Origin of the sequence: Halomonas sp. DP1Y21-3, assembly GCF_019801245.1 — a bacterium.
Lineage (GTDB): Bacteria > Pseudomonadota > Gammaproteobacteria > Pseudomonadales > Halomonadaceae > Halomonas > Halomonas litopenaei.
In genome coordinates this window covers 370,492-396,296 of the sequence record NZ_JAHVJM010000001.1, presented here as the reverse complement: position 1 = coordinate 396,296, position 25,805 = coordinate 370,492, and the positions used below count along the sequence as shown (strand labels likewise).

Sequence of the window (25,805 nt, the reverse complement as noted above, 5' to 3'; positions counted from 1 at the left end):
TACGGGCCTATTCACCACCAGCCGATCGGGAGATCCGCTAGATGCCACACCAGCAGCCGACAGCCCCTGACGAACAGGCGCTGAACCACGAGCCCCAGGACCATGGCGATAGCCAAGCCGATGACTTCGAGTCGCACTTCAACGCATTCTCCGCCGGCGCCACCAGTACGGAGGATGAATCTGCTGCTGATCAGGAGTCGGACCAACCTTCGAAGCGCCAGGACGATGAAGACACCGGCTCAGACAATGGAGAGGGCCAGGGCTCCGACGGTGAACAAGCGGAGAACTCAGCACCGGAACCCACCGCGCGAGAGCTTGAGCTCCAACAGAACCTCGACCGGCTGAGGCAGAGCGAGGCCAGCCAGCGCGGGCGCGTCGGCGCCTACCAGCGGCAGATCAACGAACTCAAGCGGCAGCTGGCCCAGCAGCAAGGCAGCCAGGAACCGCAACAGCACGAACAGCGCGGGCAGCCGCCCGCACAGAGCACATCCGGGGAGTCATCTGCGGAGGCCGACCAGAAGCAAGCCATCGCTGAGCATCATGGCAGCGAGGACTGGAAGGCGTTCGAGGAGGACTTTCCGGAGATGGCAGGCGCGATCAATGCCCGCTTGGCGGAAGTCAGCCGGCTGGAAGAGCGTCTCAACCAGCGGATTGCCGGTGTCGAGCAGTCCGTGCAGCCCATTCAGCAGCAGGCCCATGATCAGTACCTCGACAGTCAGATGCGCGCCCTCGAGGCCCGCCACTCCGACTGGCGTGAGGTGGTGAATGCGCCCGCGTTTCAGCAGTGGCTGCAGCAACAGCCGAGTTGGCTCCAGCAGCAGATGGAGTCAGAGAACGCCGACGACGCGTCCGCGTTGCTCGACTTCTACAAGAGCCAGTCGGCAGGCAGTGACAGCGCGCAAGGCAATACGGCTGCCGCCGATGCCGAGCGTGCGAAACGCCAGCAGCGCCTGGCCGGAGCCGTGACACCACAGCGCCGTGGTGCGGCCAAGCGAGATGCCGTTCCCGAAGACTGGGAAGGGCAGTTCAACCACTTTGCGAAACAGAAACGCTAAGACCGAGAGGTACTGAGCAATGCCGAATACTACCTATGGCGACATCTCCCAGCGCACCGCCGCCTGGGCCGCCACCGATCAGCTGAACCATGCCGAGCCCATCCTCGTGCTCTCCAAGTTCGGCCAATCCAAGCCGCTTCCGAAGAACAAGGCCGACACGGTGAAGTTCCGCCGCCCGGTTCCCTTCGACGCACTCAACACGCCGCTGGCCGAGGGTGTGACCCCCACCGCCCAGCAAATGGCCTACGAAGATGTCACTGTTCAGATCAAACAGTGGGGCGCGGTGGTCGAGATTACCGATGTGGTGGAAGACCTGGCCGAGGATCCGGTGCTGGCGGATGCCAACGAGCTGTGTGGCGAGCAGGCGGCCGAGACTGTCGAGCTTCAGACCTGGGGTGCGATTCGCGCCGGCACCAACGTCTTCTACGCCGACGGTACGTCGCGCGCAGAGGTGGCGTCTGTGGTGTCGCTGGCCAAGCAGCGTGCGGTGACACGCAGCCTGAAGGGCAACCGCGCCAAGAAAGTGACCAGTATGGTGGGTGCGTCGCCGAACTACTCCACCGAGCCGGTGGATGCGGCCTTCATCGCCTTCGCCCACACCGACCTGGAGGCGGATATCCGCGACATGGTTGGCTTCACGCCGACCGAGAAGTACGGCTCCATGAAGGCCCTGCCCCATGAGATCGGCAAGGTCGAGGACGTTCGCTACATCCTCAGTCCGGTGCTCACCAAGTGGGCCGATGCCGGTGCCGCAGTGTCTGGCGCCGCGTCGGGCAAAATCTCCAGTGGCGGTACCAGTGCCGACGTCTACCCGATCGTCTATGTGGGTAAGGAGTTCTACGGACTGATCCCGCTGAAAGGCGCCAACGCCATCAAGCCCTCGGTGATCAACCCCAGCACCATCTCCAAGGACGACCCTCTGGGGCAGCGTGGCTACGTCGGCTGGAAGACCTACTTCGTGGCCAAGATTCTCAACGAAGGTTGGGGCGCCCGGCTCGAAGTGGCCGCGTCCGACCTGGCGTAAGCGCCACACCTGACCATCACCCATGGCCCGCTATCCGGCGGGCCTTCTGATTCCCGACATGCCGAGAGGTATCTCCTGTGAGCGAACTCAATACCGCCACCATGGACCGCGAAGAGCTGGAAGCCGCCGCCACTGATCTGGGTATTTCCTTCCAAGGCAATACCAAAGACGACACGCTGCGCAAGAAGATCGACGATGCCCTGGGCACGCCCTCAAGTGATGCACCGATCGGTTCGCATCCCGTAGAGCATCCCGCCGCGCCAGGCGAGGAGAACAAGGCAAAGCGCTTCCGCATCATCATCGCCACCAGTGACAGCGACAAGCAGCCCGTGCAAGTAGGCGTGAATGGACGGATGTACGCCATCAAGCGCGGCGAGGAAGTGGTTGTGCCGGCCAGTGTCGTGAACGTCCTGCGTGATGCCGTTCAGCACATTTACGACCCCAAGACGATGAAGGAATCAAAGGTGCTGGCGTACCCGTTCCAGGTCATGGGCGAGGTCTGATCATGAACTTCCTGCAGCTGTGCAAGCGGCTGCGCCAGGAGGTAGGTGCCGCCGGTGATGGGCCGGCGGCGGTGACTGGCCAGCATGGTGAGTACCAGCGCTTGATCGACTGGGTGCGTCAGGCCTGGCTTGAGATCCAGCAGGAGCAGCACGAGTGGCGCTTCAACTGGGCTGAGGCGAGCATCGAGCTGGATGCCGGCTTTCGCGAATACTCTCCGCCGGCGGATCTGGATCGGTGGGACGCCGCGACGCTGCGCGTGCATGACCGCCGGTTGTGCGAAACGCCGTGGACGATCTTCAGGGAGCGATTCCGAGAGGACAGCGATCGAGAGTGGCCCTCTACGATCACCCGAATACCCAACGGCAATCTGCGACTGGATACCAGTCCCGCCCAACTGAGCTGGCTGACGTTCGAATACTGGCGTACCCCTCAAGAACTCAAGGCCAACATCGATGAGCCGCGACTGCCAGAGCAGTATCACATGGTGATCGTCTACCGGGCGATGCTCGCATATGCGCTTTACGAGAACGCACCGGAAGTGGCCACTGCCGCCCGTGAAGGAGAGACCAAGATCATGGCCGAGATGATGCGCCGGGAGCTTCCCGCCGTTGACGTCGGAGGGCCGTTGGCATGAGTCGCTCCGCTTATATCCGCCTGGGCGGTGGCATCGACCTGGTGACCCCGCCCGAGCAGCTTCGCCCTGGTGCTGCGCTTTCCTGCATCAACTACGAGTGCCCGGTGACCGGAGGCTACCGGCGAATCGACGGATACACCCAGCGCGGTCCCGCGCTTCCAGGCGAGGGACCGACACTGGGCGTGGTGACCTTCGCCGATACGATCTACGGCGTTCGAAAGGATCAGGGGGCTGCCACGGCGACGCTTTACCGGCTGAACAGCGCTGGCGACACCTGGGAGGTTGTCGGCAGTGCCGGGGCTCTGGCCGCCGGCCGGCACGAGTTCATCGAAGGCAACGTCTATGCCACTGACTCCGGCAGGTCGCTTTACGGCGTTGGCGGGGGAAAGCCCTTCGAGCTGGCACTTGATGGCACCTTGACCACGCTGGCCAATGCCCCCAGCGGCGCGACGATGATAGCGCTCCATCAGAACCACCTGTTCCTCGGTTTTCCTATGGGGAGTCTTCAGCATTCCGGTATCGGTGATCCCTCCAACTGGGACGCCGCGACCGGTGGGGCCGGCGAGATCGGAACCAGTGATCGCCTGACCGGCATTCTGTCCGGCGTTGGCGGGGTGCTGCACGTGCTCTGTCGAGACTCCATCAAGACGCTACGCGGCACCAGCGCTGCGGACTTCGTACTCGAGGTCACCGTGCCCACCAGCGGCGCACGAGCCTACTCCAGCCAATCGATGCAGCAGCCGTACTTCATTGGCGAGCGCGGTATCAGCTCTCTTGAGGCTACGCAGCGCTACGGTGATTTCTCGGCCCTCTACCCCGGACGCGTGGTCGAACCGATGTTCTCCCAGGGAGGCAAGGCCAATCGCGTCATCGCCAGCTGCATCGCGCGCACCAAGGGACAGTACCGAGTGTTCTTCGATGATCGCAGCGGGCTCTACCTGAGTGGCAACGGTATCACCGCCGTCGAGTTTCCGCACCAGATGGTGGTGGCCCACTCGGGTGAGCTGGAAAGCGGCCAGGAGCAGATCCTGGTGGGCGACGACAAGGGAAACGTCTACTGCCTGGACGATGGCCAGGACTTCGATGGCACGCCGATCCGTGCCTATTTGACCCTGGCTTACACCGATCTCCAGTCACCCAGCGCACGAAAGCGGTTTCGTCGCGTGTTTTGGAACATCCGTTCCGGCAGTGACGCCAGGCTGTGGATGCAGCCGGATTTTGACTATGGCGATACCCAGACGGGGCGCCCGCGCCGTGAGTACATCGACTTCATGCTGGGTGGCGGACTGTGGGGCGTCGATAACTGGAACGAGTTTCGCTGGTCGGTTCCCGGCATGGGCCAGGAAGCCATGGACGTCACAGGCACTGGCACCTCCATCAACTTCTCGCTCTTCTCCGAATCGCAGAGTTCGCCGCATGAGCTGCTTGGGTATGACCTTCACTTCGACATGAGGAGGCAACGCCGTGGGTAACCCCTACTTCGACAATAGCGATCCTGGGAAACGCTTCCAGCCGGGAACGACCGCCGAGGGTGAGGCGGTGGATGAGAAGTTCGATGCGATCGCCACCGGGCTGGATGAAACCTTCAAGGACACCACCCGAGCACTCAAGTTTCCCTATGAAGAGGGCATGCCGAGCCAGGAGTTTGTGGCCACAGCGCTGCAACGCCGCAATCGTGTCCTGGGCTTCGATCAGACCGGTAACCTGGCACTGGTGTCCGGTTTCTACTTCCGCGGCGACTGGCAGCCCAACACCGACTACTTCCTCAACGACATCGTGCGTGATCCGGTCACCACCAACCTTCATGTCTCGATCGTTCGGCAGACGTCCGGGGCCACGTCGGACCTTAGCAACCCGGCGAAGTGGTACCTCGCTGTCGATGCCGACACCGTGCGCCTGGCGAGAATCGCCGCCGAGCAGGCGCGAGATGATGCCCAGGATTACGCACGCAGCGCCCAGGGCGATGAGCAAGCTACCAGAGCCTATCTGATCGAGGTGCAGGCGGCTGGATCGCACATTGAGTCGTTGCACGAAAGTGCCGAGCAGTTGGCAGTGCAGGCTCAGCAGCATGCCTCGAGCGCCTCGGGAGCGGCCACGGCAGCATCACAGAGCTCGGGTGTTGCGGTGGCCGCGCGAGACGTGGTGACCGCCACTGCGCAGCAGGTGGAGGCTGATGCCCAGGCGGCGAGCGCCGCCGCCGGTGATGCCGCACTGGTCAGCCAGCGAATCAATGACACCACCACGATGGACTTCCTGAACTTCGAACTGTCCGGACCTGATCTCGTTGCCCACTTTGCGGGCTACTCGGACGCCAGCAACTTCACCATCAATGACGCCGGCGAACTGGAGGTGATCCTGTAATGCCAACCCTCAACCTTGGCCGAGTGCGCTTTAACCTGCGCGGTCCCTATGACCCAGACACCGACTACCTCAAGCACGACGTCGTCACTGACGACGGCCAGTCCTACGCCTGTATCGCTGACGTCACCGGCACTGGGCCCAACGATGCGGGCGGCGCCACCTACTGGGAAGGCATGCTGCTGCGGGGTGCCGATTACAACGTGGCGCGTGACCAAGCTGTTCAAGCCGCCAGTAATGCGGGCAATAGCGCAACTGCTGCGAGCCAGTCGGCAAACGCAGCGGCCAGTGACCGAGATGATGCGCAGTCGGCGCGAGACAAGTCTCAAGCGTGGGCGGAGAGCGATACTGCTCCCGAACCTGGGAGCAAATCGGCGAAGACCTGGGCGGCGGAAGCCGCCAGCTACGGGGACCCCAACCAGCACAACGTCACCGCCAATGGCACCGCCGATACTCGATCTGCTGCCGAGTGGGCGGGACAGACGCTGTCCAATCAGCAAGCGATCAACGGCCTTGGTACAGCTGCCACAGCCCGTGCCGAGCATCTCGCTAGCTCGCCATACTGCACCGATATTGGAACAGCCAATGCCTACGCACTTAGCGTTAACTACACCAAGGCAGCACCGACATCCTATAGCGACGGCGACCAGTACCGCTTCCGCGCGGCAGCGTCCAACACCGGCACGAGTACCGTCAACATCAACGACCTAGATGCTAAGACGCTCGTGACCGTGACCGGCGTGGCGCTGCCGGCCGGGTATATCCGCACCGATGTCGACACCACGATCACCTACGACGAGACGAATGATCGGTTCGTCGCGGATCGGGAGATGGAGCGTGGCAGTAACGCGAACGGGGAGTACACACGGTGGGCGGATGGGTCGCAGAGCGCAGTAGTAAAAGACGCGGTGCTTACATATGCGTCCGAGTATGTGGTCATATTCGTGTGGACTTTTCCCGCCGCGTTTAATAATGAACCTGACTTTGTTGATTGGAGCGGCAGAGACGACAGCGCGGTGGGATTCCCCGATGATATCCGCGCAAAGGGGGCTGTGGTTTGTGATGGAGCAACTTCCACGTCGGTCAAGCTGATCTTTTTGGGGGCGCAAAATAGCTTTTCTCCCGGAGATCAAATCTCAGCCAAAGCATTTGCTTCTGGCCCTTGGTACTAGCGGGAGGATTACTGTGAACGTTAATTACACACCGCAAGACGATTTCGTCGTCTATGACTATACCGCCGATGGGGACGTTCTGACTGCCACCGTCGATGATAAAACCGACACTTTTGATTTCACCGACATGCCCGATGGCGTGGCGACTGAGCTCGACACCACGCTGTCGCGCTGCCCGATACAGCGAGCCGAGCGCGTGGACGGCGTGCTCACCGTGCATCTGATCGCCTGGTATTGGGGCGCGGCGAACTACGAGAATCGACTGGAAGGGGAGGCGACGCTCTGATGGGCTCTATCAAAGTATTCACCCCGGCGCCGACGGCGGCCGAGCAGCTTGAGGCGGCCAAGGCTAGCGCTGTGCAGAGGATCAGCGGTGCGTTGGCCGCGGCTCTTGCCGAGGGCCAGCCCTACACCATGCCCGATGGCACTGACGACATCATCCAGACGCGAGCCGACGACCGCCAGAACCTGATGGGGCTGGCCATCGAGGCCCGGGACTTGCAGGCCGTGGGCGAGACAGGTGCAGTGCAGGAGTTCCGCGCCCAGTCGAATGCCCGCTATCAGCTGACGCCCGGCGAGATGATCGCCCTCACCGACGCCGCCCTGGTGCACTACAAGACGCTCATGGCGCGAAGCTGGGATCGCAAAGATGTGATCAATGCCGTGGAGCTCGAGGATTATGCATCCCTCGGCGACGCCATTGCCGAGGTGGACGCCATCACCTGGTAGCCCGCCACTCTACACTCACCGGGAGGTGACATATGGCAGAGAAAGACACCGTTCAGGGCCAGCTTGATGGCATCCTGAGCAGTAATTCCCCCCTTATGAAGCGCGCCGAGACCTTCGGCAAACAACAGGCCAACAAGCGTGGTCTTCTCAACAGTTCTATGGCAGCGAGTGCTTCCCAGGGCGCGATGATCGATGCTGCACTGCCCATTGCCCAACAGGACGCCGGTGCACAGCAGGAGCTGAACCAGTTACAAGCATCCAGTACCGCCAATGCCTGGGGCATGATGGCGAACAATATCACCGATATTGTGGCCCAAGGTATGGAGGGTATTGCCAATATCCAGGCCAATCCAGATATCTCTTCTTCTGACAAAACCAAGATGATCAATCAGATCACCAAAATGCGTGATTCCGATATCAACTTCCAAAAAGGCCTGTATCAGAACCTGCAAGGGTATCTGCGTAACACCGGATTATTTCCCAACTTGTGATTGGAGGTGAGCGATGAGCTGGTTTGATGGTGTGTCCAGCGCCCTTAGCGCGGGCTTCGATACGGCTTCCCAGTACGCAACCAACGCCTTTGACTGGCTGGGGGATAATCCTGAAGCGGCCAACTTGATCGGCGGTATTGCCACTGGGGTGGGTCAGGCTTACTTGGCCGAAAAGCAGGCGGATCGGGAGCAAGAGCTGCAGCGCGATGAGTGGGCGTTCCGGCAGGACATGTACGAGCGTGAACGTGAAGATCGCTTCGCTCGTCCCGGCGAGGTGGTTGACTACGATTCCCACGTCAATTCTCTGACCGATGGTCTTGTGACCAATGGCCAGGTGGCGGGAGGACTTCGCAATGGGTTGGGCTGATTCTGCCGCTGATGGTGCCACCGGAGGGCGCGGCGGCTATGGTGGCGGGGCGACGGGAGGAGGTTCCTCTGGTCGTGGTGGGCGGTTGGGCTCTGAACTCGGGACAGTGGGCAAGGGGCACGGTTACGGCAGTGGTCACACCAGTACTGGTCGTGGAAACGACAATCGAACAGTGACGGTCAGCAAGCCATCAGTAAGCCAGCCCGCCCCGAGCCAGAAGGCCGCACCCTCCAGCAGTACGACGAGCACGCCCAGCTCTCGTGCCGATATTGCCACCCAGACGCGAACAGACTCCCGGCGCACCGGGCTCAATGAGGACAGCGCACGGGGACCGCTTGGCGGCGTGACAACCGGCGCAGTGGCAAGCCTTGATGAAAGAGCCGAGCGAAGTTTCATGGACGAGGCCGCTGCCGATCGCCAGACAGCCAGAGGCTTTATGGATCGTCTGGATGCCGCCTCATCCACCACCGCCGAGAATCGGGCGCGGGCAGAGACTGCGATCCACGAGCAGTCGAAGCCTGGGCTACTGGGTACCGCGGTACAGGGCGCCTTGTCGCTGACGGGGCCGCTGGGAATGGTGGCAGGCAAGGTGGGTAGTACGGGCCTTGCCGCCAGCCAGGCTCAGAATACGATCCAGGATCACAACGCCGAGTTTGGTCTCGACATCGATGACAGCTTTGGCAGGGCGGTAGGCCGTCAAGCGCTTGGCACGGTGACTGGGACCCTGGGAGGCATGGCTGGTAGTCGTGTTGGCGGTGATCTGGGCATGGCGCTGGCAGGCCCCTATGGCGGCGTGGTTGGCGGACTGCTCGGCGGCGTTATCGGTGGCAATACCGGAAGAGGGATAGGGCTGAGTCCCTCCGGTTCGGCACCCCCGGGGGAAGGCATGGGCGACGGTCAGCTTGGGCCCTCTGGTGGTGCTATGATGGCAAGCAGCACAGCGCCGTCACCGTCCCAGGCAGAGACGCCCGCGCCCAGCTATGGCCCCGTGGACTTTGACGGTTACGCCAGCTACGCCGAACAGTTCTTCTCATAACTCGCCGGGAGGCGACGACACATGGCAGGACTTCTGCAACAAGGGACCGCACCCGTTCAGGGTGTCCCCACACCTTCTCCTCAAGCCCAGCAGGGCCAGCCCCCTCGATCAGCACCAGGCCGCAGCGGTGACCCTCGCGTGGATATGGATCCAGAGCAGGGCGCTCAGCAGCGTGACCAGATCGTTAAGGCGATGCTCGAGTCGCTCTACGGACCGATGCTGGAACAGGCTCGTGACATGCTTGACGAGCTCCGGGACCAGCCGGAGCAGGCCATCGGTCGTATCGTCGCGCAGTTGATGCTGATGGTTCGTCAGGCGATCGCCGACCAGGGTTCGACGGTGCCGCCGGGCGTAATGGTCCAGGCAGCCATGATCGCCGCTCAAGCCGTCGGTGAGATGGCGATCACCATGAGGCTTCTCTCTCCTGACGATGGTGAGACCATCGAGGGTGGCTTCATGGTAGCGATGGCCCAATTCGGCCAGCAAACGGCGCAGGACATGGCCCCGCAGCAGCGTGCTCGCTACGCAGAGCTGATCAGGGGCTTGCGCGACGCCAAGCAGCGAAGCCATGGGGGCCAACGAACGCCAACACCAGCAGACGCTGGGCCGAACCAGGGGCAGCAGACTCAGGGAGGCATGCAATGATTGGTGGACTGTTGGCCGGCGGTTTGGCGGGCGGCGGCAAGGCTGTCCAGACCAACGCCCTGGAGGAGCTTGAGCATCGCAGGCGAACCGCTCTGTCTCAGCTCGAGCACGAGCAGGCGATGACCAGGCAGGACGATCAGCAATCGTTTAGCCGAGAGGAGAGAGTCGCCGGCGAGGAATTCCAGACTCGCCGAGACGAGACGCTGCACGGCTATCAGCAAGACAACACGCGTCTGAGCCATGGCCTCAGCATGGAACAGGAGCGCTATCGCCAAGGCCAGCAGAACGCTCGCCACTACAGCAGTTTGAGCGCCCAAGAGCGCGAAGGGGCTAATGACTGGCAGATGGTCCGGACCGAGGGTGGCAGCCTGGTGCAGTACAGCCCCAGTCGCAATTCCTATCGTGACGCCAACCTGCCAGAAGGTGCGGTCATGGGCGGCATGGATTCCCAGCTCTCCGACCGTGACAAGTACCGCCTAGACATGCTTGCCGATGAGGCGGAAACGCTGAGGAAGAAGCAGGCAGATGGCCTTGAACCACTGAGCCCCGGCGAGAAGTCGCGGCTGGGACAAATTGAGGCGCAGATGACAGCGTTCCTCGGTGGTGGAGAGACTGGTGGAACAACACTCGAACGACTGCTCGCCGGCGAGGAGGTCTCCGGAGGAGCTGGAGCTGATGAGGTGGCTGGCTCGCCCGACGTTACCTCCAGTGGCGGTGACGGTCCATCGGTTCGCGGACTGCTCAATCAGCAAATCGCCGAGCAAGAGGCAAATGATAAGGCGCGTGAGTCGCGCCGTGCCGCAACCGCTGCCAGTGACCGCGCTGATGCCGTACTCAAGAGAATCGAGCGAGAGCTTTCAGGAGGGGCCGACCCCGATGGTCTCGTGGCCGATATCAACCGTGCGGCAGGCCGAGGTGGTAGCGTGAGTGATGAAACCTTAGACGAAGCACAACGGGTAGCCGAAGAGCTGCTCTCCCTGGACAAGGATCCCAATCTGTCCAGCGACCGGCGCCGGTGGATCGCGGAGCGACTGCTGCGCCTGCAGGACGCAGGTATTGAATTGAACCTGCAATAGAGAAATGCCCATCTCGCCATGCTGGTTGAACCTCGCCAGCTTGGCTCGATGCCTACCATGCCTTGTCGGGAGACAACGCCAGATGGCCCTGATTGACGAAATCCGTCGCAAAAACCCCTCTCTGTCCAGTCGCAGTGACGACGACATCAAGTCACTGATCCGCCAATCCCCAGAGTTCAAGTACTTCAGTGATGACGAGTTCGACGCCTACGTGGGTGGTACGCCATCCGGTGGCGGTAGCCCGTCGAACGAGACACCTGGCTTCACTGGTGGCATCGCCGCGGGTATTGATCAGATGCAGGCCATGGGTGGCGGCCTGGTCATGGCCGCTGGTGAAGCCATGGAATCGGAAGCGCTCTTAAACGCTGGCCGCGGCGTTTATCAGCGCAACATGGAAGAGGCCGCCGAGAATGATCTGGGCTACGGCTTTACCGATATCCGTGGTGCTGGCGATGCCTGGAACTGGGCCCGGTACACTGCTGGTAACCTGCTGCCGATGATGGCGACGTCGGTCGTCAGCGGGGGCGTCGGCGGCGTTGCCGCCGGCGCGGGTGCACGCATGCTGGCCGGTGCCGCAGCGAAGGAGGGGGCAAAGCGCGCAGGTCAGGCACTTGGTGCTTTGGCCGCCTCTACGGGCATGGAAACGGGCTCTCTGATGGGGGAGACCGAAGACCTCGATGTCTCACTTGCTCATGGCGTGTTGGCTGGCTCACTGGATGCCATCACGCCAATTCGCTTGTTGCGTGGTGCTGGGAAGGGAGCTCTTGCAGACCGTGCTGCTGATGAAATCATTGATCGCGTCCTGTCAGATCTGCGCCGCCAAGCGGGCAGAACGACTGGGCAGGCGTTACGTTCGGGATCTTTGACCAACTTGATCGGGGAGGCTTCAACCGAGGGGCTGCAGGGTCTGATTAGTCAGCATGCCAACTACTGGGTGGAGAACAACGGTGAGTCGCTGCTGGCCAACCTGAACGAAGTAGATCTGAAGGCGATCATCGATGAGGCAGCGGCAGGGGGGCTGATGGGCGGCCTGGCTGGTGCTCCCGCCGGCTTGGGAGAGCGCAGCCAGGCTCGCTCCCAGGTGGAGCGGATTGAGGCCGCACGTGAGCAGACCGCCGCCCAAGGCGGTGACGCTCTCGCCCAGGCCATGGCCGGGCAGCAGGCTGAGCAGAGCAGTGTGGATGACGCGGCGCCGGTGGAAGATCCCCAGCGTGCTTCGCGGGCGAGTTATCGCGTCCAGAGCGCCATGGCTGACCTTGACGATCTGCAGCACCTGGCCCGAGGTGCAAGCTACCAGGGCCAGACCCGGATGCGCACCATCTCGAGCATGATTGACCGTGCTGAGAAGGCCCTCGAGCAGGGCAACATCGCTCAGGCCGAGCGCTTGGTGAATCGAGCCGAGCAGATCAGCACTAACCTGCGCAGCGCCCTGCGTCGTGAAGGTACTGACGAGCGTCCGGCCCGCCGTGAGGGTGAGTTGGTGAATGGCGACGGGGATCAGGCCCAGGACAGTGTAGCGGGGCTGATTCGTCAGGATGGTCGGCGCCTGCCGTCTGGAAACCCCGACACCATCTTCGCCGGTGGCCCCACTGCCGATACGACCCAGTATGAGCCCCAGGCGCGTAACGTTCGCCGCGACGAGGCTCTATACGCCCAGCGTCAGGGCGCCGAGCGTATGCGGGAACAGCAGGCCAGTGCCCGCCCATTGATCAGCGATCAGGGGATCGTCTACGGAGATGGCCCGGTGGCTGGCAACGCCAACACTGGCCTCGACCAGCCATTCGAGCAAGCCGCATTCACCGACACCGGGGCTGGCATCGATGCTGAGGTGGCACGGGCTCGCCAGCAGCAGAACGCAGACGACGTCGCCCGATTGGCCCGCACCCGAGGACGCGGCGAAACCGCTTACCTCCCCGACAACACCCCCATCCGCACTCGCTTTCGCGTGGCGGAGGCCGCCGACCTTCGCCCGTCGAACACTCCGGATGGCCGTGTGAACCCGAATTATCCGGCTGAGCTTCAGCCTCGCGATCGGACCAATGCCAACAGTCAGGTCCAAGTACGCAACATAGCTTCGCGTCTCAACCCTGAGCGGCTGGGATCAAGTCGTGATGCCAGCACCGGGTCGCCGATCATTGGCCCTGATGGCGTCGTGGAATCCGGCAATGGTCGAACCATGGCGATCGCTCAGGCCTACCGGCAGGGCGGTAAGCGCGCAGGCGCCTACCGAGCGTTCGTCAGGCGCCAGGCTGAAGCGCTCGGCATCGACCCGGCTGCAGTGGACGAGATGACGAACCCTGTTCTGGTTCGTGAGCGACTGACCAGTATTGATCGGGCCGATTTCGCACGCCGTGCCAACGAAAGTCAGGTGGCCGGCATGACCGCCTACGAGCAGGCGCTGGCCGATGCCGACAGTCTCAGTGGGGATGAGCTTCAAGCCTGGGCGCCGGATCAGTCAGGTGACCCTCTGGCGGCAACCAATCGCGACTTCCAGCGAATGTTCGTGCAGCGTCTTGGGAACAACGAGGCGGCCCGCTACACCACCCGGGATGGCCAGGCCAGCCCGGAGTTGGGAAGCCGGATGCAGCGAGCCGTCTTCGCCAAGGCTTTTCAGGACGCGGACATGGTGGAGATGGCCACCGAGCAGGGTGATCAGATGCGCAACCTGACCGCCGCACTCCAGACTGCCGCCCCGGATCTGGCCATCGCTCGGGAGACCGGCAGTCAGGACGCGGGGGATGCTATCGGCACTATCGTCGATGCCGTCCGCATCGTGCGTCAGGCTCGCCAAGATGGTATCGGCGTGCGAGAGCTGACACGTCAGGGTGACGCATTCAGCGATCAGGTTCCCGATGTCACCGCGCTTCTGGCAGTAACCATGCAGGCTAACCTTCGCAGCCGCCGGGCTCTTGCCGAGGCGATGCGCTACATTGGCCAGGCCGTGCGAATGCGCGCTGAGAACGAGCGTAACGGCGCTCTGTTCGAGGACACCACTACCAATGAGGACGTGTTCAATGTCGCTTTCCAGACCGAAGATCCAGCTGAGAGCACCGAACAACGAACGCTTCAAGCCGATGTTCAATCAGGCGCTGCACGACGCCAACGAGACGCTGCCAGCGGGCGAGAAACTGAAGATGCCCAAGGGCTGGCAGAGGGGGGGCAAGCCGACGCCCTGAGAGGGCCGTCGATCGATGCAGAGTGGACGGCGTTCTCAGAAGCCTCCGGTACGCGCGGTATCCCCCGTGCCGAGATGCCCCAGATCAAGGCTGAGCACCGCGGCGCCTTCGCCAACTTCCTGACAGCACGCGGCATCCGAAGCGACGAAGTTGTCGTGCCAGCTCGGACGTTGAAACCAACGCAGCGAGAGTTCTCCGAGGAGCGAGTACAGGCCGCCAAGGAGCGGGCCGGTGGCGACCGGGCGATCCTCGTCTCCTCTGATGGTCACGTCGTGGATGGCCATCACCAGTGGCTGGCTCAGGCTGATCAGGGTGGTGAGGTGCGAGCCATCCGTCTGGATGCTCCCATCGACCAGGTGCTGGAAGCAGCGCACGACTTTCCGAGTAGCGAGGTGGATGAAAGCGCCCCTCTGCTTGCCTCATACGATGAGCAGGAGCTGGCCAGTCGCGAACAGGCCCGCCAGCAGGCTGCGCAAGTAGAAGCCGACGATCGTCGCCAAGATGCGCAGCGCGCAGAGGCTGATCGTGATGCTGAAGACTTCGTTTTGATGGGCAGCGATCGCTCAGCCGATGAGGCCATGGCGCGAGGGCAGCTAGATCTGGGTGACGCTCGTGGGGATCAAGAACCCGAGACGCCTAGCTCGGAAGAGAACAGCGAGGTCTATTCCCTGTCCGGTGCAGGGCGATCAGATGCTTCCAATGTGACGCCAACCGTCGCCGACGTAACAGCGGTTCTGAAAGGCCATGAGGAAGTTGCTGACGCTCGTGTCATCCAGTCGGCGCAAGAACTCCCTCCTGCCGCCTTGATCGGAATGGCGCTACGTGGAGTTAACCCGCAGGACGTGCGAGGGATGTACATCGGTGGAGAGCTGTACGTCATTGCCGACAACCTGGCTTCTGTTCAAGAAGGTCTGGAGGTGGCCGTGCATGAAGCGGTTGGCCACAAGGGTATGCGGGCAGTACTTGGGCAGGAACTTGAGGCGGTGATGCTGTCGCTGTATCGGTCCTTGCCAAACAGCAAACAGGGGAGGGAAGCGCTGGCCGAGGTGCGCCGCGACTACTCCTTCCTTGATCCTGACACGCGCGAGGATCGCGTCACCATCGGCGAAGAGATGGTGGCCCATCTGCTGGAAAAGGGGCATCGGCCCAAGGCGTGGCAGCGCGCCGTAGCCAAGATTCGAGAGTTGTTGCGTCGCCTGTTCCCCTCCATCGCTTGGACCTACACCGACGTACTGGCGTTGGGCGAGAAGTCCCGGGACTACCTGCGCCGGCAGCAGGCAGAGCGTGAAGGGGAAGATGTTCAGCTCTACAGCCTTGGCGGCAAGCAACGCTCGCCAGTAGCAGAGCAGTTCGATGACCTCAGCCAGGCTCAGCGCGACTTCATGGCTAAGTTCGGGCCGCGCACGCCCCGTCGCAAGGCTATGGACTGGGTGCGTGAGAAGTGGGATAGGGCTGGCCTGAAGATTCGCCAGGGCATGGTGGACCGCGTCGCTGCTTTGAAGGACTTGGATGAACAGCTCTATGGCGAGTCCGCCTTGGGCGAGAATATCCAGCGATCGAGTTGGGTACTCGCTCGCATGAGCAACGCCGCCAACGGCGCGCTTCATGCGATGCTCCACAATGGCCGCATCCGGCTTGATCCCGAGGAGAAGGTTATCCAGTTGAAGGACGACGGCTCGACCGGCCTCGGCTCCGTGCTGGGTCGCCTGGGCTCGGCCGCAGAGATCGAGCGCTTCATGATGTGGATCGCTGCCAACCGCTCGGACAAGCTCAAGGGCGAGGGCCGCGAGTTCCTGTTCAGCGAGGAGGAGATCGCCGCCGGCAAGAAGCTCGACCAGGGGCGCCTCGAGGATGGCGCTGCCCGGGCCGATCGCTACCAGGAGGTGTTCCGTGACTTCCAGCAGTACCGCGACGACGTGCTCGCAGTGGCCGAACAGTCGGGAATCATCAGCGCCGATCAGCGGGCCATGTGGCGCGACGAGTTCTATGTGCCGTTCTACCGCCTCAGCGAGGAGAAGGGCGCGCCCACCGGGCAGATGGCCACCAGCGGGCTGTCCCGCCAGCAGGCCTACAAGCGTCTGAAGGGTGGCACGCAGAACATCAACGACTTGCTGCAGAACACCATGATGAACTTTCACCACCTCCTGGACGCTTCTCTGAAGAACCAGGCGGCGGTGCAGGCGGTCGATAATGCCAAGCGCCTGGGCATCGCGGAGCAGGTACCTGAGAGCAACCGCGACAGCACCAAAAGTACCTTCGTCATGGAAGACGGCAAGAAGGCCTTCTATCAGATCGACGACCCGCTGGTGTTTCAGGCCCTGACGTCACTGGCCCATCCCGGCATGAACTCGGCGATGATGAAGGTCATGCGAGCCTTCAAGCGGACCTTCACCAATCTGACCACCACCACGCCACAATTCATGGTGGCTAACCTGATTCGCGACAGCTTGCAGGCGACTGCCACCAATGATGTATCGAAGAATGCCTTCAAGAACGTCGTCGATGGTGGGCTCGCGTGGAAGGACGAGCGCACTCGTGCGCAGATGATGGCCAGCGGGGCTTCCTTCAACTTCGGCCACCTCTACAACTCGAATCCGGACGAACTTCGTGCCCAGCTGACCCGAGACATGCGCAATGCCAAAATCATCAGCGGGCCGTATCTCATCCCGGATGTGATGCGGAAGGGCTGGGCATGGTGGAACGACGTCAACAACACGGCAGAGAACCTCAACCGTGCGGCGATCTACAGTCAGAACCGTGAGGGCGGCGAACTTCGCGCAGCGTTCGAAGCGCGCGATCTGATCGACTTCAGCGCTCATGGTGCCTGGCCCGCGGTGCGCATACTGATCGATATCGTGCCTTTCCTGAATGCTCGTATTCAGGGTCTCGACAAGATCTATCGGTCAGGCTTCAAGCCGGGCGCGAATGTGCTCGCCGAGGTGTTCGGCAAGGGCAAGGCCAGCACCACTGACAAACAGGCTGCAGCCCGCTTCTGGACGGTGGCCGGGGCCCTGACCCTGGCCACCGTGGCCCTATATCTGCACAACCAGGACGACGAGGAGTACAGGAAGCTAGAGGACTGGCAGAAGGACACCTACTGGTTCGTGCGCTTCGGTGATCATGCCTTCTTTATTCCCAAGCCGTTCGAGGTCGGGGCCATTGCCACCATGGCGGAGCGGATTACCCAGCAATTTGTGGATGACGAAGCCACGGGCAAAGTCTTCCGCCAGCGGCTGATGCACATGCTGACCGACACCTTCTCGTTCAGCCCGGTGCCGCAGATGGTGCAGCCGGCGCTGGACGTCTATGCGAACTACGACGCCTTCACCGGCCGGCCCATCGAGGGCATGGGCATGGACAGGCTGAGTCCGGAGCTTCGCAAGCGTGCGGGAACATCGAAGCTTGGCGAGTGGATTTCCACGGGGCTCAACAATACCGTTGGCGCCATCGGCGATCCTGACAAGAACCCTCTCGCACTGTCGCCAGTGCAGGTCGATCACCTCATTGGCGGGTACTTCGGCCAGGTCGGTACCTGGGTGGCTTCCAGCGGTGATGTCGCTTGGCGCGCCGCCTCAGGTGTCGAAGCCCCGGCCAGCCGTTGGCACGAGTACCAGCCCGTCCGTCGCTTCTACCGGGACCTGGGTGAGGAGGACCGGTACACCCGATATGGCACGGTGTTCTATGAAGGCCTACGCGAAGCCGGCAGGGCTTATGCCGATGTGAAAGAACTACGTGAGATGGGGCGCCTTGCAGAGGCGGCTGAAGTAGCGGAATCCCGGCGAGATCTGCTTGCTCTGCGAAAGCCGCTCAACCGTGCTCAACGTCGCCTGAGCGACATCAACAAGCGCATCGACCTGATTCGCCGATCGCGTATCGATGGCGAGCTCAAGCGGCAGCGTATCGACCGTCTGTCGGCAGTGAAAAACCAGATCCAGCGTGCTTTAGGTGAGCGCGTGCTGGAGGCGCGCTCGGGTTAATCACTTTCCTGCCGCAAAGACACCGAGCAGGAAGAGCGCGCCGAAGAGGAGGGCCGGCATGTTCACGAGCAGGGCGATGATGATCAGAAACCCGGGGATGCCTAGGTAGCTGACGATCAGCCAGCCCTGCACGTTCTGCCAGTCCCGGGGCACGCCGATCATCGCCAGCAGACCGAGAAGGGGCAGGGAGAAAGCAAGGCCAAGGATGGTTTCGGTATCTATTCCCATACACTGAGACTAGCTGGTTTGGATGTTGTGTACGATAGATGCCCACTGAATTTTTTGTGGGAGCGCTGGTTTGCTCTTGGTCTGCACCAAGGGGCTTCAGCTTGAGTGACGCTCTCGGACCAGCCAGGAAATCAAAATGATGGGGAACCTGTGTCCTACCTTTCGTCTTGCTATCCTGATCAACCGTTGCCTTGATGCCAACCGGTGTCCTACGAAATGCGCGCGCGCCCTCTGATGACGCGTGATGGCTGTGCGAGTAGAATCAGCGCTAGCGCTTGAGATAGCTGCGGTCACATTACTTTAATAGAGATGTGAAACGGGATAGTGAAGATTGTTGTTTGTAAAAGAAACGACTCTCAAAGTGTAGTCTGCGATAAGAGATTTAAGTTTTAGGAGCAGGGATGAAAAGAGTTGACAAAAAGAAAAAAGACATAAGGTCTAGAGTCGCGAGAAAAAGGTTTGAGGAAGAACATTCAAGGAAAAACCTCAAGGGGCCAATAAAAAGCAAGATAGCTAAAGGAGGTTATTTTGGCGCTAAAATAAATGCACCAGAAAAGCTCTCCATTTATGCACCTGGAACGGGAGCTTTTGAAGATACGGTCAATTTTATAGAGGAAATAAGAAATGAGTTTGGTCCCAAGAAGAAGGTTGTTGACTTCAGCTTGACAGAGACTATGACGGCAGCAGCAATGGCAATTATTTATTGCGAGCTGGAATTGGCAAGAGGAAGCGAGCGTTTTAAGGGTAAGATTGTGTGGTCGAAGTCTTCCCGTGTAAACAAAATGATTAAAAAGACCGGCATAAGTAAACTTATTTTTGGTTCTAGTTTAAATTTTGATATAGAGACAATTGAAGATCTTCCAATTATTTCTAGTCAAGATACAGATCTTCTCGAAGAAGTTTGCGATCATATGTTGAAAGAATACGATGGTGAAGGTCTTGATGAGAAGGAGTACGCTGTTCGAGAGGCACGGTTGAGCTCGGCAGTTTTTGAGACAGTGGATAACGTGTGCTTTCATGCGTATCCAAGGGACTCTGATGAGCCGAAACGCTGGTGGTTATGCTGCGACGTTTTTGGTGATACACTATACTTGGCTATCTACGATAACGGCGTGGGTATTCCGAGTACGGTTCAAAGTCATAAATGGTTTTTGGATATATTGGAAAGAGAGCGGCCTGAGGTCTTTGAAGAAGCAGAAAGAAATATTGCTGTGTCAAGCAATAGTGTTAGCAAGATTGTTTTTAACAAAGTTAATGACGCTGACTTGATATACATATCGATGCTTGATGATTTTACTGAAACGAAAGAGAAGAAGCACGGGCAAGGAAGTAAAAGCATAAAGGCTTTGGTAAATGAAAGCGAAGGCGGAAAACTGTGGGTGTTCAGCGGCAGAGGGATGTACAAATTCGAAAGAGATGAGGAGCACCCTGAGTTAAAGCGACTTTCTCACAAGATCCCTGGAACTTTGGTTCAATGGAATATAAACCTATCATGAAAACGAAGACAATTGTAGTAGTGAAAGACTTTCATCGCAGTCCTTTCGGACGCTACAAGAAACAGTTCGGCGAACGGTCAGGACAAGCTTTTAGAGAGAATGTTCTTGCTCCTGCGCTAAGATCTTATGATCGAGTAGACGTTATATTAGATGGCTACAATAAGTATGGGAGATCTTTTATCGATGAGTCTTTTGGGGGGCTTATCCGTGAAGAAGGTTTTAGTTATGAGTTCTTAAAGCAACATCTCACATATTCGCATGATTTAGTCGAATCATTCGGGATGTTGATAGAGGAACGCATTAAAAAAGCTCATAGAGATTCATGTGACTAATATGAATGTTACAGTCATAATGTCAATTACTGGCTGGTTTGTTTTGCTTTTGTTTCATATCTCCAGCCTACATCGCTCGGAGGTGGCGAGGAAAAAGGACAAGCTTGTCGCTGATGTTGAGAAACTCCTAGATTGGGGGTGTAGCTCCGAAAACCATAGGCAGCTATGTGCTGAGGTTAAGGAGACAATTTTTTCTTCTAAAATAACACTGATCGAGCGAAGATCTAAAAGCCTTTTTATTGATGACTTTGGCTGGAACAATGAGTTGAAGGAATCAATGGCTAAGATACGTGATTTTGATATAGTTGATACAGATACAGAAGAGACTAGGAATAATTTTCAAGCTAAAATGCACATAGCCTGTGATGAGGTTTTCGAAAAAATTGAGTCCTGTTATGAAGATTATTGCAAAAAAAGGACGTGGGTATCCAAGGTGTATGTTTTTAGAAAGTATAAAGACACCCTTTTAGGAGCAGCTTCTGCAGCAATTACGTTGTTTCTTTTATTTTCTATTTTTCTCGATTGGTTTGGTTTTTAACTATTAAGAGTTCAGCGAGCTACTTGATGGCGTCCTTCTGAAATGGGAAGCGTTTTCTCAGCCGAGTGGGCGAGTCATGTATTCGAGAATTCTAGAGCTGTAGCCAATTTGGGGCTTGGCGAAGGCAAATAGCATGGAGACTGGCTGCGCTGAAGCTTCAACCTTGGCTTGACAGATCCATGCGCCCACCACACTATGTCGTGCATGACTACTATCTCCCTGACCATCGCAGAGCAGTGGCGCCTCGACATCTGACGAGGCGGCTTTCGTGTGTCTGAGCATCAGTGCCGCCTGTCGAGGCGGCATTTTTGTGTCTGCCGACTCGCGAGGGGGTTGATTCGGGCAATGTGAGTAAGATTGTGAGTACGATGGTCGTCGGTGGAGATGCTGGTGAAATGAAATCAGGAGGTTATGCCCGAAATGATCTTGATGCTCGATAACTACGACAGCTTCACCTACAACATCGTCCAGTACCTAGGCGAACTGGGCGCCGAGGTGGTAACCCGACGCAACGACACCATCAGCCTCGACGAGATCGAGGCCATGGCGCCCAGCCACATCGTGGTGTCGCCGGGGCCCTGCACGCCCAACGAGGCCGGCATCTCGCTGGAGCTGATTCGCCACTTCGCCGGCAAGCTGCCGCTGCTCGGTGTGTGCCTCGGCCACCAGGCCATCGGCCAGGTGTTCGGCGGCAAGGTGGTCCGCGCGCCCCAGGTCATGCACGGCAAGACCTCCGACATTCGCCATGCCGGACAGGGCGTGTTCAAGGGCCTCGATGATCCGCTCTCGGTGACCCGCTACCATTCGCTGGTGGTGGAGCGCGAGAGTCTGCCGGAGTGTCTCGAGATCACCGCCTGGACCGATGACGACGACGTCACCCCCGGCCTGATCATGGGCCTGCGCCACAAGGAGCTGCCCATCGAAGGGGTGCAGTTCCACCCGGAATCGATCCTGTCGCGACAGGGACACGAGATGCTGGCCAATTTCCTCGAGCGCCACTGACTACCATCAGGAGACTTGCATGCAGATGACCAATGCCATCGCGGCGGTGATGCGCCGGGAGAACCTGGGCCGAGAGCAGGCCTATGCGGTGATGCGCACCATCATGACCGGCGAGGCCAGTGACGCCCAGGTCGCCGCCTTTCTGATGGGGATGGCGATGAAGGGCGAGACCGCCGAGGAAATCAGTGGCTGCGCCCAGGTGATGCGCGACCTGATGACGCCGGTAACGCTGTCCTGCGACAACGTCGTGGATATCGTCGGCACCGGTGGGGACGGCGCCAACCTGTTTAACGTATCCACCGCCTCGAGCTTTGTCGCCGCCGCCGCCGGCGCCCATGTGGCCAAGCACGGCAACCGAGGGGTGTCGTCGTCCTCGGGCAGCGCCGATCTGTTCCAGGTGGCCGGCATCGGCCTGGATCTGGACGCCGAACAGGTAGGCCGCTGCATCGAGGAGGTCGGCGTCGGCTTCATGTTCGCGCCCAATCACCACCCGGCCATGCGTCACGCCATCGGTCCGCGCCGCGAGATGGGTGTGCGCACCCTGTTCAATATTCTGGGGCCGTTGACCAACCCTGCCAGTGCGCCCAATCAGCTGCTCGGCGTCTACCACGCCGACCTGCTGGAGTTGATGGTGGAGGTGCTGCGTCAGCTCGGCAGTCGGCATGTGCTGGTGGCCCACGCCGAAGACGGCCTGGACGAAATCTCGCTGGCGGCGCCGACCCGCATCGCCGAACTCAAGGATGGCGAGATCCACCGCTATACCCTGACCCCCGAGGATGTCGGTATCGAGCGTCAGTCGCTCGCTCCGCTCAAGGTCAAGACCGCCGAAGACAGCCTGCGCCTGGTCGAGAAGGCGCTTTCCGGCGAGGGGCCTGCGGCGGATATTGTCGCCCTCAACGCCGGCGCTGCCCTCTACGCCGCCGACGTGGCCGATTCCCTCAAGGAAGGCGTGCTGATGGCCCAGGACGCCCAGGGAACCAGGCTGGCGCTGGAAAAGATGAAGGAACTGGCCCACTTTACCCGGGTGTTCGCTCAGTAGGACCTTTCTGAAAAGAGCCCGACGGGCCGCAAGGAGAATCACAACATGGCCAATGCCACCCCGACGATCCTCGAGCGAATCCTCGAGCGCAAGGACGAGGAGGTCGCCAGCCGACGCTGCCAGGTCAGCGAGCAGGCGCTGCTCGCGCGTGCGCGAGAGCAGGATGCACCGCGCGGTTTCGTCATCTCGCTGGCCGAGCGGATCCGCGACGGCGACGCCGCGGTGATCGCCGAGGTCAAGAAGGCGTCACCCTCGAAGGGGCTGATCCGTGAGGATTTTCGCCCGGCCGAGATCGCCGCTCAGTACGCCCGGGGTGGGGCGGCCTGCCTCTCGGTGCTGACCGACGCTGACTTCTTCCAGGGCCATGAGGACTACCTGATTGCCGCCCGCGAGGCGTGCAGTCTGCCGGTGATCCGCAAGGACTTCATCGTCCACGGCTACCAGGTCAGCGAGGCGCGGGCCATCGGCGCCGACTGCATCCTGCTGATCGTCGCCGCCCTGGAGGACGCCCAGATGCGCGACCTGCACCAGCAGGCCGGCGAGCTTGGCATGGACGTGCTGGTGGAGGTCCACGACGCCCAGGAACTGGAGCGGGCGCTGGCGCTCGATCTGGATCTGGTCGGGATCAACAACCGCGACCTGCATACCTTCAATACCCGACTCGAGACCACCCTGGAACTGCTGCCGCGGATTCCGCCCGAGGTCACGGTGATCACCGAGTCCGGCATCCACAGCCGAGACGATGTGCTGCGCATGCGCGAGAACGACGTCCACGGCTTCCTGGTGGGCGAGGCCTTCATGCGCGAAGAAGATCCGGGCGAGGCCCTGCGGCGACTGTTCTTCTAAGTCCTGTACTCGCCTGATGACACCTCGGGCCGGTCATCGACCGGCCCGAGGTGTTTTTATTTCCGACTACTTTGCCGGTCCGGCATGACCAGGCGGATCACATGATCGCCCTTGCGTGGTGTCAGCGGCGCGTCGGCGGTGGCGATGCGCGGCCGCCCGGAAGTGCCGACACAGATCAGCGGCGCCGAGTCGGTATCGCCGGGGAAAGCCCCCTGACGTCTCGCGCTGGCGACGTCCCTGGCCTGGAGAGGCGCTTGCCGGGTGTCTGTGCTGTGGACGTGACCTGGACGTCTTTCTCCCCTTTCTCCCCTTTCTCCACTTGCACGCTTATCGCCGCTCGCGCGCAGCAGCGCCCGTGAACGGGGGGCTTCGTCGAGCCTTTCGACCTCGAAGCGAGCCCCACGCTCGACCAGGCTCGAGAGCTGGGCAAAGGTCATCTCGCGGCCGAACAGGTAGGGAACATGCTCGATGGCGGTGGCGTGCTGGCGCCGGGCCTGGCGCCCCAGGTTGACCGCCAGGCGGAACACCTGGCCCTGGCCCAGCAGATGCTCGAAGTGCAGCGCGGCCAGATCATTGAGCTCTCGGTAGGGCGACAGCGGCATCAGGTAGCCAATACCGCTCAGCTCCATATGCTGGGCGGCGTGTTCGGACAGCGGGTCACCGTAGTAGGCCGAGAGCCCCTCGGCGCGGGCGGCCTGCACCGCGTCCCAGCTCGAGTCGGTCAGCAGCACGCCGAGTCGGGCCTGGCGCAGACAGTGGGCCATCTGCCGGGCCACCGGGTTGGCGCCGATGATCAGCACGCCGTGGGCCGAGGGACGGCGCACCTTCAGCCAGTCGCCCAGCGGGCGGGCCAGCAGACTCTGGGATACGACCGTGGCGATGATCACCAGAAAGGTCACCGGCACCAGCCGGTCGGCGCCGGGCACTCCGATCTCTTCCAGCCGCAGCGCGAACAGCGAGGCCACCGCGGCGGCGACGATGCCGCGGGGCGAGATGAACGCCAGCAGACTCTTCTCGCGCCAGTCCAGGCCGCTGCCCAGGGTGCACAGCCACACCGCCAGCGGACGCACCAGCAGCAACAGCACCGCCAGAAAGGCCCAGGCCGGCCAGCCCAGCAGTGCCAGTTGCTCGACCGTCAGACGTGCCGCCAGCAGGATGAACAGACCCGAGATCAGAAGGATCGACAGGGTCTCCTTGAACTCGATGATCGGTCGGGTGGGCACGCCACGCATATTGGCGAGCCAGGCGCCCATTACCGTCACCGTCAACAGGCCGGACTCGTGAAACAGGGTGTTGGACAGGGTGAACAGACCGAGCATGGTCATCAGGGTGCCGAAGCTGTGCAGCCGTTGCGGCAGCAGGTGCTGGCGCAGTACCTGGCCCCATAGATAGCCGCCGGCGACGCCAAAGCCGAAGCCGATCAACGCGGTCTGGGCGAACAGCATCAGGGTATGCGGCAGTGCCTGGGTGCCGGAGCCCAGGGCGACGAATTCATAGACCAGTACCGCGCCGATGGCGCCCACCGGGTCGATCAGGATGCCCTCCCAGCGCAGGATCTGGGTCAGGTGCTCGCGGGCCCGCAGGGTCTGCAACAGCGGCAGGATCACCGTCGGGCCGGTGACCACCAGCAGGGCCCCCAGCAGGCTCGCCATCTCCCAGCTAAGGCCCAGCAGCCAGCGGGCGGCCAGCGCTCCGCACAGGGCGGTGATCAGGGCTCCCCAGGTGACCAGGCGACGCACCGTGCGGCCATGCCCTCCCAGCTCGCGAAAGTTCAGGGTGAGGCTACCCTCGAACAGGATCACCGCCACCGCCAGCGACACCAGCGGGAACAGCAGCTCGCCGAACAGGGCGTCGGGGTCGAGCAGGCCAGTCACCGGGCCTGCGGCAATGCCGGCGATCAACAGCGTCAGGATGGCGGGGACCTTGAGGCGCCAGGCTAGCCACTGTGAGCCCAGCGCCAGCAGGCCAACGGCCGCCAGGGTGAGTCCGGCATGCTCCATGGTCGGTCGACTCCGAAACGGGAAAAGCCGCGCAGCGTACTGACGCGGCGTCGATCATGCAAACCATCGCCATCATAGGC

Annotated in this window: 23 protein-coding genes; 21 read left to right on the top strand and 2 right to left on the bottom strand. The window is 61.0% G+C overall.

Translation table 11 applies throughout. The features are described 5' to 3' along the window. Positions 1–41: 41 nt before the first annotated feature. The 15 genes from KUV74_RS01560 (at position 42) to KUV74_RS01490 (ending at position 18,244) form a co-directional block, all read left to right on the top strand. On the top strand, positions 42–1,055 hold the full coding sequence (locus KUV74_RS01560; protein WP_222515481.1) for a hypothetical protein: 1,014 nt from the start codon (positions 42–44) through the stop codon (positions 1,053–1,055). 19 nt (positions 1,056–1,074) lie between these two features. Continuing rightward, positions 1,075–2,079, top strand: a complete 1,005-nt coding sequence (locus tag KUV74_RS01555; protein ID WP_222515480.1) for a N4-gp56 family major capsid protein — start codon at positions 1,075–1,077, stop codon at positions 2,077–2,079. A gap of 77 nt (positions 2,080–2,156) precedes the next feature. After that, entirely contained in the window at positions 2,157–2,582 is a 426-nt protein-coding gene (locus tag KUV74_RS01550; protein ID WP_045994351.1) for a hypothetical protein, read from the top strand. Between the two features lie 2 nt (positions 2,583–2,584). After that, complete coding sequence (locus KUV74_RS01545; RefSeq protein ID WP_045994352.1) at positions 2,585–3,217, top strand: hypothetical protein; 633 nt, start codon at positions 2,585–2,587, stop codon at positions 3,215–3,217. Beyond that, a complete protein-coding gene (locus KUV74_RS01540) occupies positions 3,214–4,689 on the top strand; it encodes a hypothetical protein (RefSeq protein ID WP_222515479.1) in 1,476 nt (491 codons plus the stop codon). The genes KUV74_RS01545 and KUV74_RS01540 overlap by 4 nt, the downstream gene beginning before the upstream one ends. Next, positions 4,682–5,578, top strand: a complete 897-nt coding sequence (locus KUV74_RS01535; RefSeq protein WP_222515478.1) for a hypothetical protein — start codon at positions 4,682–4,684, stop codon at positions 5,576–5,578. The genes KUV74_RS01540 and KUV74_RS01535 overlap by 8 nt, the downstream gene beginning before the upstream one ends. Further along, positions 5,578–6,747, top strand: a complete 1,170-nt coding sequence (locus KUV74_RS01530; protein WP_222515477.1) for a hypothetical protein — start codon at positions 5,578–5,580, stop codon at positions 6,745–6,747. The genes KUV74_RS01535 and KUV74_RS01530 overlap by 1 nt, the downstream gene beginning before the upstream one ends. A gap of 13 nt (positions 6,748–6,760) precedes the next feature. Then, complete coding sequence (locus KUV74_RS01525; protein ID WP_222515476.1) at positions 6,761–7,033, top strand: hypothetical protein; 273 nt, start codon at positions 6,761–6,763, stop codon at positions 7,031–7,033. Next, on the top strand, positions 7,033–7,476 hold the full coding sequence (locus KUV74_RS01520) for a DUF4376 domain-containing protein (protein ID WP_222515475.1): 444 nt from the start codon (positions 7,033–7,035) through the stop codon (positions 7,474–7,476). Before KUV74_RS01525 ends, KUV74_RS01520 begins: the two co-directional genes overlap by 1 nt. A gap of 32 nt (positions 7,477–7,508) precedes the next feature. Continuing rightward, positions 7,509–7,967, top strand: coding sequence for a hypothetical protein (locus KUV74_RS01515; RefSeq protein WP_222515474.1), 459 nt, complete (start codon positions 7,509–7,511; stop codon positions 7,965–7,967). Between the two features lie 13 nt (positions 7,968–7,980). Then, on the top strand, positions 7,981–8,334 hold the full coding sequence (locus KUV74_RS01510) for a hypothetical protein (RefSeq protein WP_045994359.1): 354 nt from the start codon (positions 7,981–7,983) through the stop codon (positions 8,332–8,334). A 394-nt stretch (positions 8,335–8,728) separates the two neighbouring features. Continuing rightward, positions 8,729–9,370: a hypothetical protein gene (locus tag KUV74_RS01505; RefSeq protein WP_045994360.1), complete on the top strand. Its 642-nt coding sequence runs from the start codon at positions 8,729–8,731 to the stop codon at positions 9,368–9,370. A 21-nt stretch (positions 9,371–9,391) separates the two neighbouring features. Then, positions 9,392–10,015 carry a hypothetical protein gene (locus tag KUV74_RS01500; RefSeq protein WP_222515473.1) on the top strand — a complete coding sequence of 208 codons (624 nt, stop codon included), beginning with the start codon at positions 9,392–9,394 and terminating at the stop codon, positions 10,013–10,015. Then, complete coding sequence (locus KUV74_RS01495) at positions 10,012–11,091, top strand: hypothetical protein (RefSeq protein WP_222515472.1); 1,080 nt, start codon at positions 10,012–10,014, stop codon at positions 11,089–11,091. Before KUV74_RS01500 ends, KUV74_RS01495 begins: the two co-directional genes overlap by 4 nt. An 82-nt stretch (positions 11,092–11,173) precedes the next feature. Then, positions 11,174–18,244, top strand: a complete 7,071-nt coding sequence (locus KUV74_RS01490; protein ID WP_222515471.1) for an LPD38 domain-containing protein — start codon at positions 11,174–11,176, stop codon at positions 18,242–18,244. Here KUV74_RS01490 and KUV74_RS01485 read toward each other — a convergent pair whose 3' ends face one another. Further along, positions 18,245–18,472, bottom strand: a complete 228-nt coding sequence (locus KUV74_RS01485; protein WP_045994363.1) for a hypothetical protein — start codon at positions 18,470–18,472, stop codon at positions 18,245–18,247. 401 nt (positions 18,473–18,873) lie between these two features. Between KUV74_RS01485 and KUV74_RS01480 the strand changes: the two genes are divergently transcribed. From KUV74_RS01480 to trpC, 6 genes are all read left to right on the top strand, one after another. Continuing rightward, positions 18,874–19,968, top strand: coding sequence for a hypothetical protein (locus KUV74_RS01480; protein WP_222515470.1), 1,095 nt, complete (start codon positions 18,874–18,876; stop codon positions 19,966–19,968). Beyond that, positions 19,965–20,300, top strand: a complete 336-nt coding sequence (locus KUV74_RS01475) for an STAS-like domain-containing protein (protein WP_083970588.1) — start codon at positions 19,965–19,967, stop codon at positions 20,298–20,300. Before KUV74_RS01480 ends, KUV74_RS01475 begins: the two co-directional genes overlap by 4 nt. Beyond that, positions 20,293–20,838, top strand: coding sequence for a hypothetical protein (locus tag KUV74_RS01470; RefSeq protein ID WP_157033112.1), 546 nt, complete (start codon positions 20,293–20,295; stop codon positions 20,836–20,838). Before KUV74_RS01475 ends, KUV74_RS01470 begins: the two co-directional genes overlap by 8 nt. Positions 20,839–21,249: 411 nt before the next feature. Further along, entirely contained in the window at positions 21,250–21,840 is a 591-nt protein-coding gene (locus KUV74_RS01465; protein WP_239452602.1) for an anthranilate synthase component II, read from the top strand. Between the two features lie 19 nt (positions 21,841–21,859). Further along, positions 21,860–22,879 (top strand): anthranilate phosphoribosyltransferase, encoded by a 1,020-nt coding sequence (trpD, locus tag KUV74_RS01460; protein ID WP_045994365.1) that lies wholly within the window; start codon positions 21,860–21,862, stop codon positions 22,877–22,879. Positions 22,880–22,924: 45 nt separating this feature from the next. Continuing rightward, on the top strand, positions 22,925–23,725 hold the full coding sequence (gene trpC, locus KUV74_RS01455; protein ID WP_222515469.1) for an indole-3-glycerol phosphate synthase TrpC: 801 nt from the start codon (positions 22,925–22,927) through the stop codon (positions 23,723–23,725). A gap of 56 nt (positions 23,726–23,781) precedes the next feature. Here trpC and KUV74_RS01450 read toward each other — a convergent pair whose 3' ends face one another. Then, on the bottom strand, positions 23,782–25,725 hold the full coding sequence (locus KUV74_RS01450; RefSeq protein ID WP_222515468.1) for a cation:proton antiporter: 1,944 nt from the start codon (positions 25,723–25,725) through the stop codon (positions 23,782–23,784). Positions 25,726–25,805 lie beyond the last annotated feature (80 nt).

Excerpts from the sequence above, each read along its gene's own strand:
- KUV74_RS01560 (WP_222515481.1), top strand. The coding sequence starts at position 42 with ATGCCACACCAGCAGCCGACAGCCCCTGACGAACAGGCGCTGAACCAC.
- KUV74_RS01555 (WP_222515480.1), top strand. The coding sequence starts at position 1,075 with ATGCCGAATACTACCTATGGCGACATCTCCCAGCGCACCGCCGCCTGG.
- KUV74_RS01545 (WP_045994352.1), top strand. The coding sequence starts at position 2,585 with ATGAACTTCCTGCAGCTGTGCAAGCGGCTGCGCCAGGAGGTAGGTGCC.
- KUV74_RS01540 (WP_222515479.1), top strand. The coding sequence starts at position 3,214 with ATGAGTCGCTCCGCTTATATCCGCCTGGGCGGTGGCATCGACCTGGTG.
- KUV74_RS01530 (WP_222515477.1), top strand. The coding sequence starts at position 5,578 with ATGCCAACCCTCAACCTTGGCCGAGTGCGCTTTAACCTGCGCGGTCCC.
- KUV74_RS01520 (WP_222515475.1), top strand. The coding sequence starts at position 7,033 with ATGGGCTCTATCAAAGTATTCACCCCGGCGCCGACGGCGGCCGAGCAG.
- KUV74_RS01515 (WP_222515474.1), top strand. The coding sequence starts at position 7,509 with ATGGCAGAGAAAGACACCGTTCAGGGCCAGCTTGATGGCATCCTGAGC.
- KUV74_RS01510 (WP_045994359.1), top strand. The coding sequence starts at position 7,981 with ATGAGCTGGTTTGATGGTGTGTCCAGCGCCCTTAGCGCGGGCTTCGAT.
- KUV74_RS01505 (WP_045994360.1), top strand. The coding sequence starts at position 8,729 with ATGGACGAGGCCGCTGCCGATCGCCAGACAGCCAGAGGCTTTATGGAT.
- KUV74_RS01500 (WP_222515473.1), top strand. The coding sequence starts at position 9,392 with ATGGCAGGACTTCTGCAACAAGGGACCGCACCCGTTCAGGGTGTCCCC.
- KUV74_RS01495 (WP_222515472.1), top strand. The coding sequence starts at position 10,012 with ATGATTGGTGGACTGTTGGCCGGCGGTTTGGCGGGCGGCGGCAAGGCT.
- KUV74_RS01490 (WP_222515471.1), top strand. The coding sequence starts at position 11,174 with ATGGCCCTGATTGACGAAATCCGTCGCAAAAACCCCTCTCTGTCCAGT.
- KUV74_RS01485 (WP_045994363.1), bottom strand. The coding sequence starts at position 18,472 with ATGGGAATAGATACCGAAACCATCCTTGGCCTTGCTTTCTCCCTGCCC.
- KUV74_RS01480 (WP_222515470.1), top strand. The coding sequence starts at position 18,874 with ATGAAAAGAGTTGACAAAAAGAAAAAAGACATAAGGTCTAGAGTCGCG.
- KUV74_RS01475 (WP_083970588.1), top strand. The coding sequence starts at position 19,965 with ATGAAAACGAAGACAATTGTAGTAGTGAAAGACTTTCATCGCAGTCCT.
- KUV74_RS01465 (WP_239452602.1), top strand. The coding sequence starts at position 21,250 with ATGCCCGAAATGATCTTGATGCTCGATAACTACGACAGCTTCACCTAC.
- trpD (WP_045994365.1), top strand. The coding sequence starts at position 21,860 with ATGCAGATGACCAATGCCATCGCGGCGGTGATGCGCCGGGAGAACCTG.
- trpC (WP_222515469.1), top strand. The coding sequence starts at position 22,925 with ATGGCCAATGCCACCCCGACGATCCTCGAGCGAATCCTCGAGCGCAAG.
- KUV74_RS01450 (WP_222515468.1), bottom strand. The coding sequence starts at position 25,725 with ATGGAGCATGCCGGACTCACCCTGGCGGCCGTTGGCCTGCTGGCGCTG.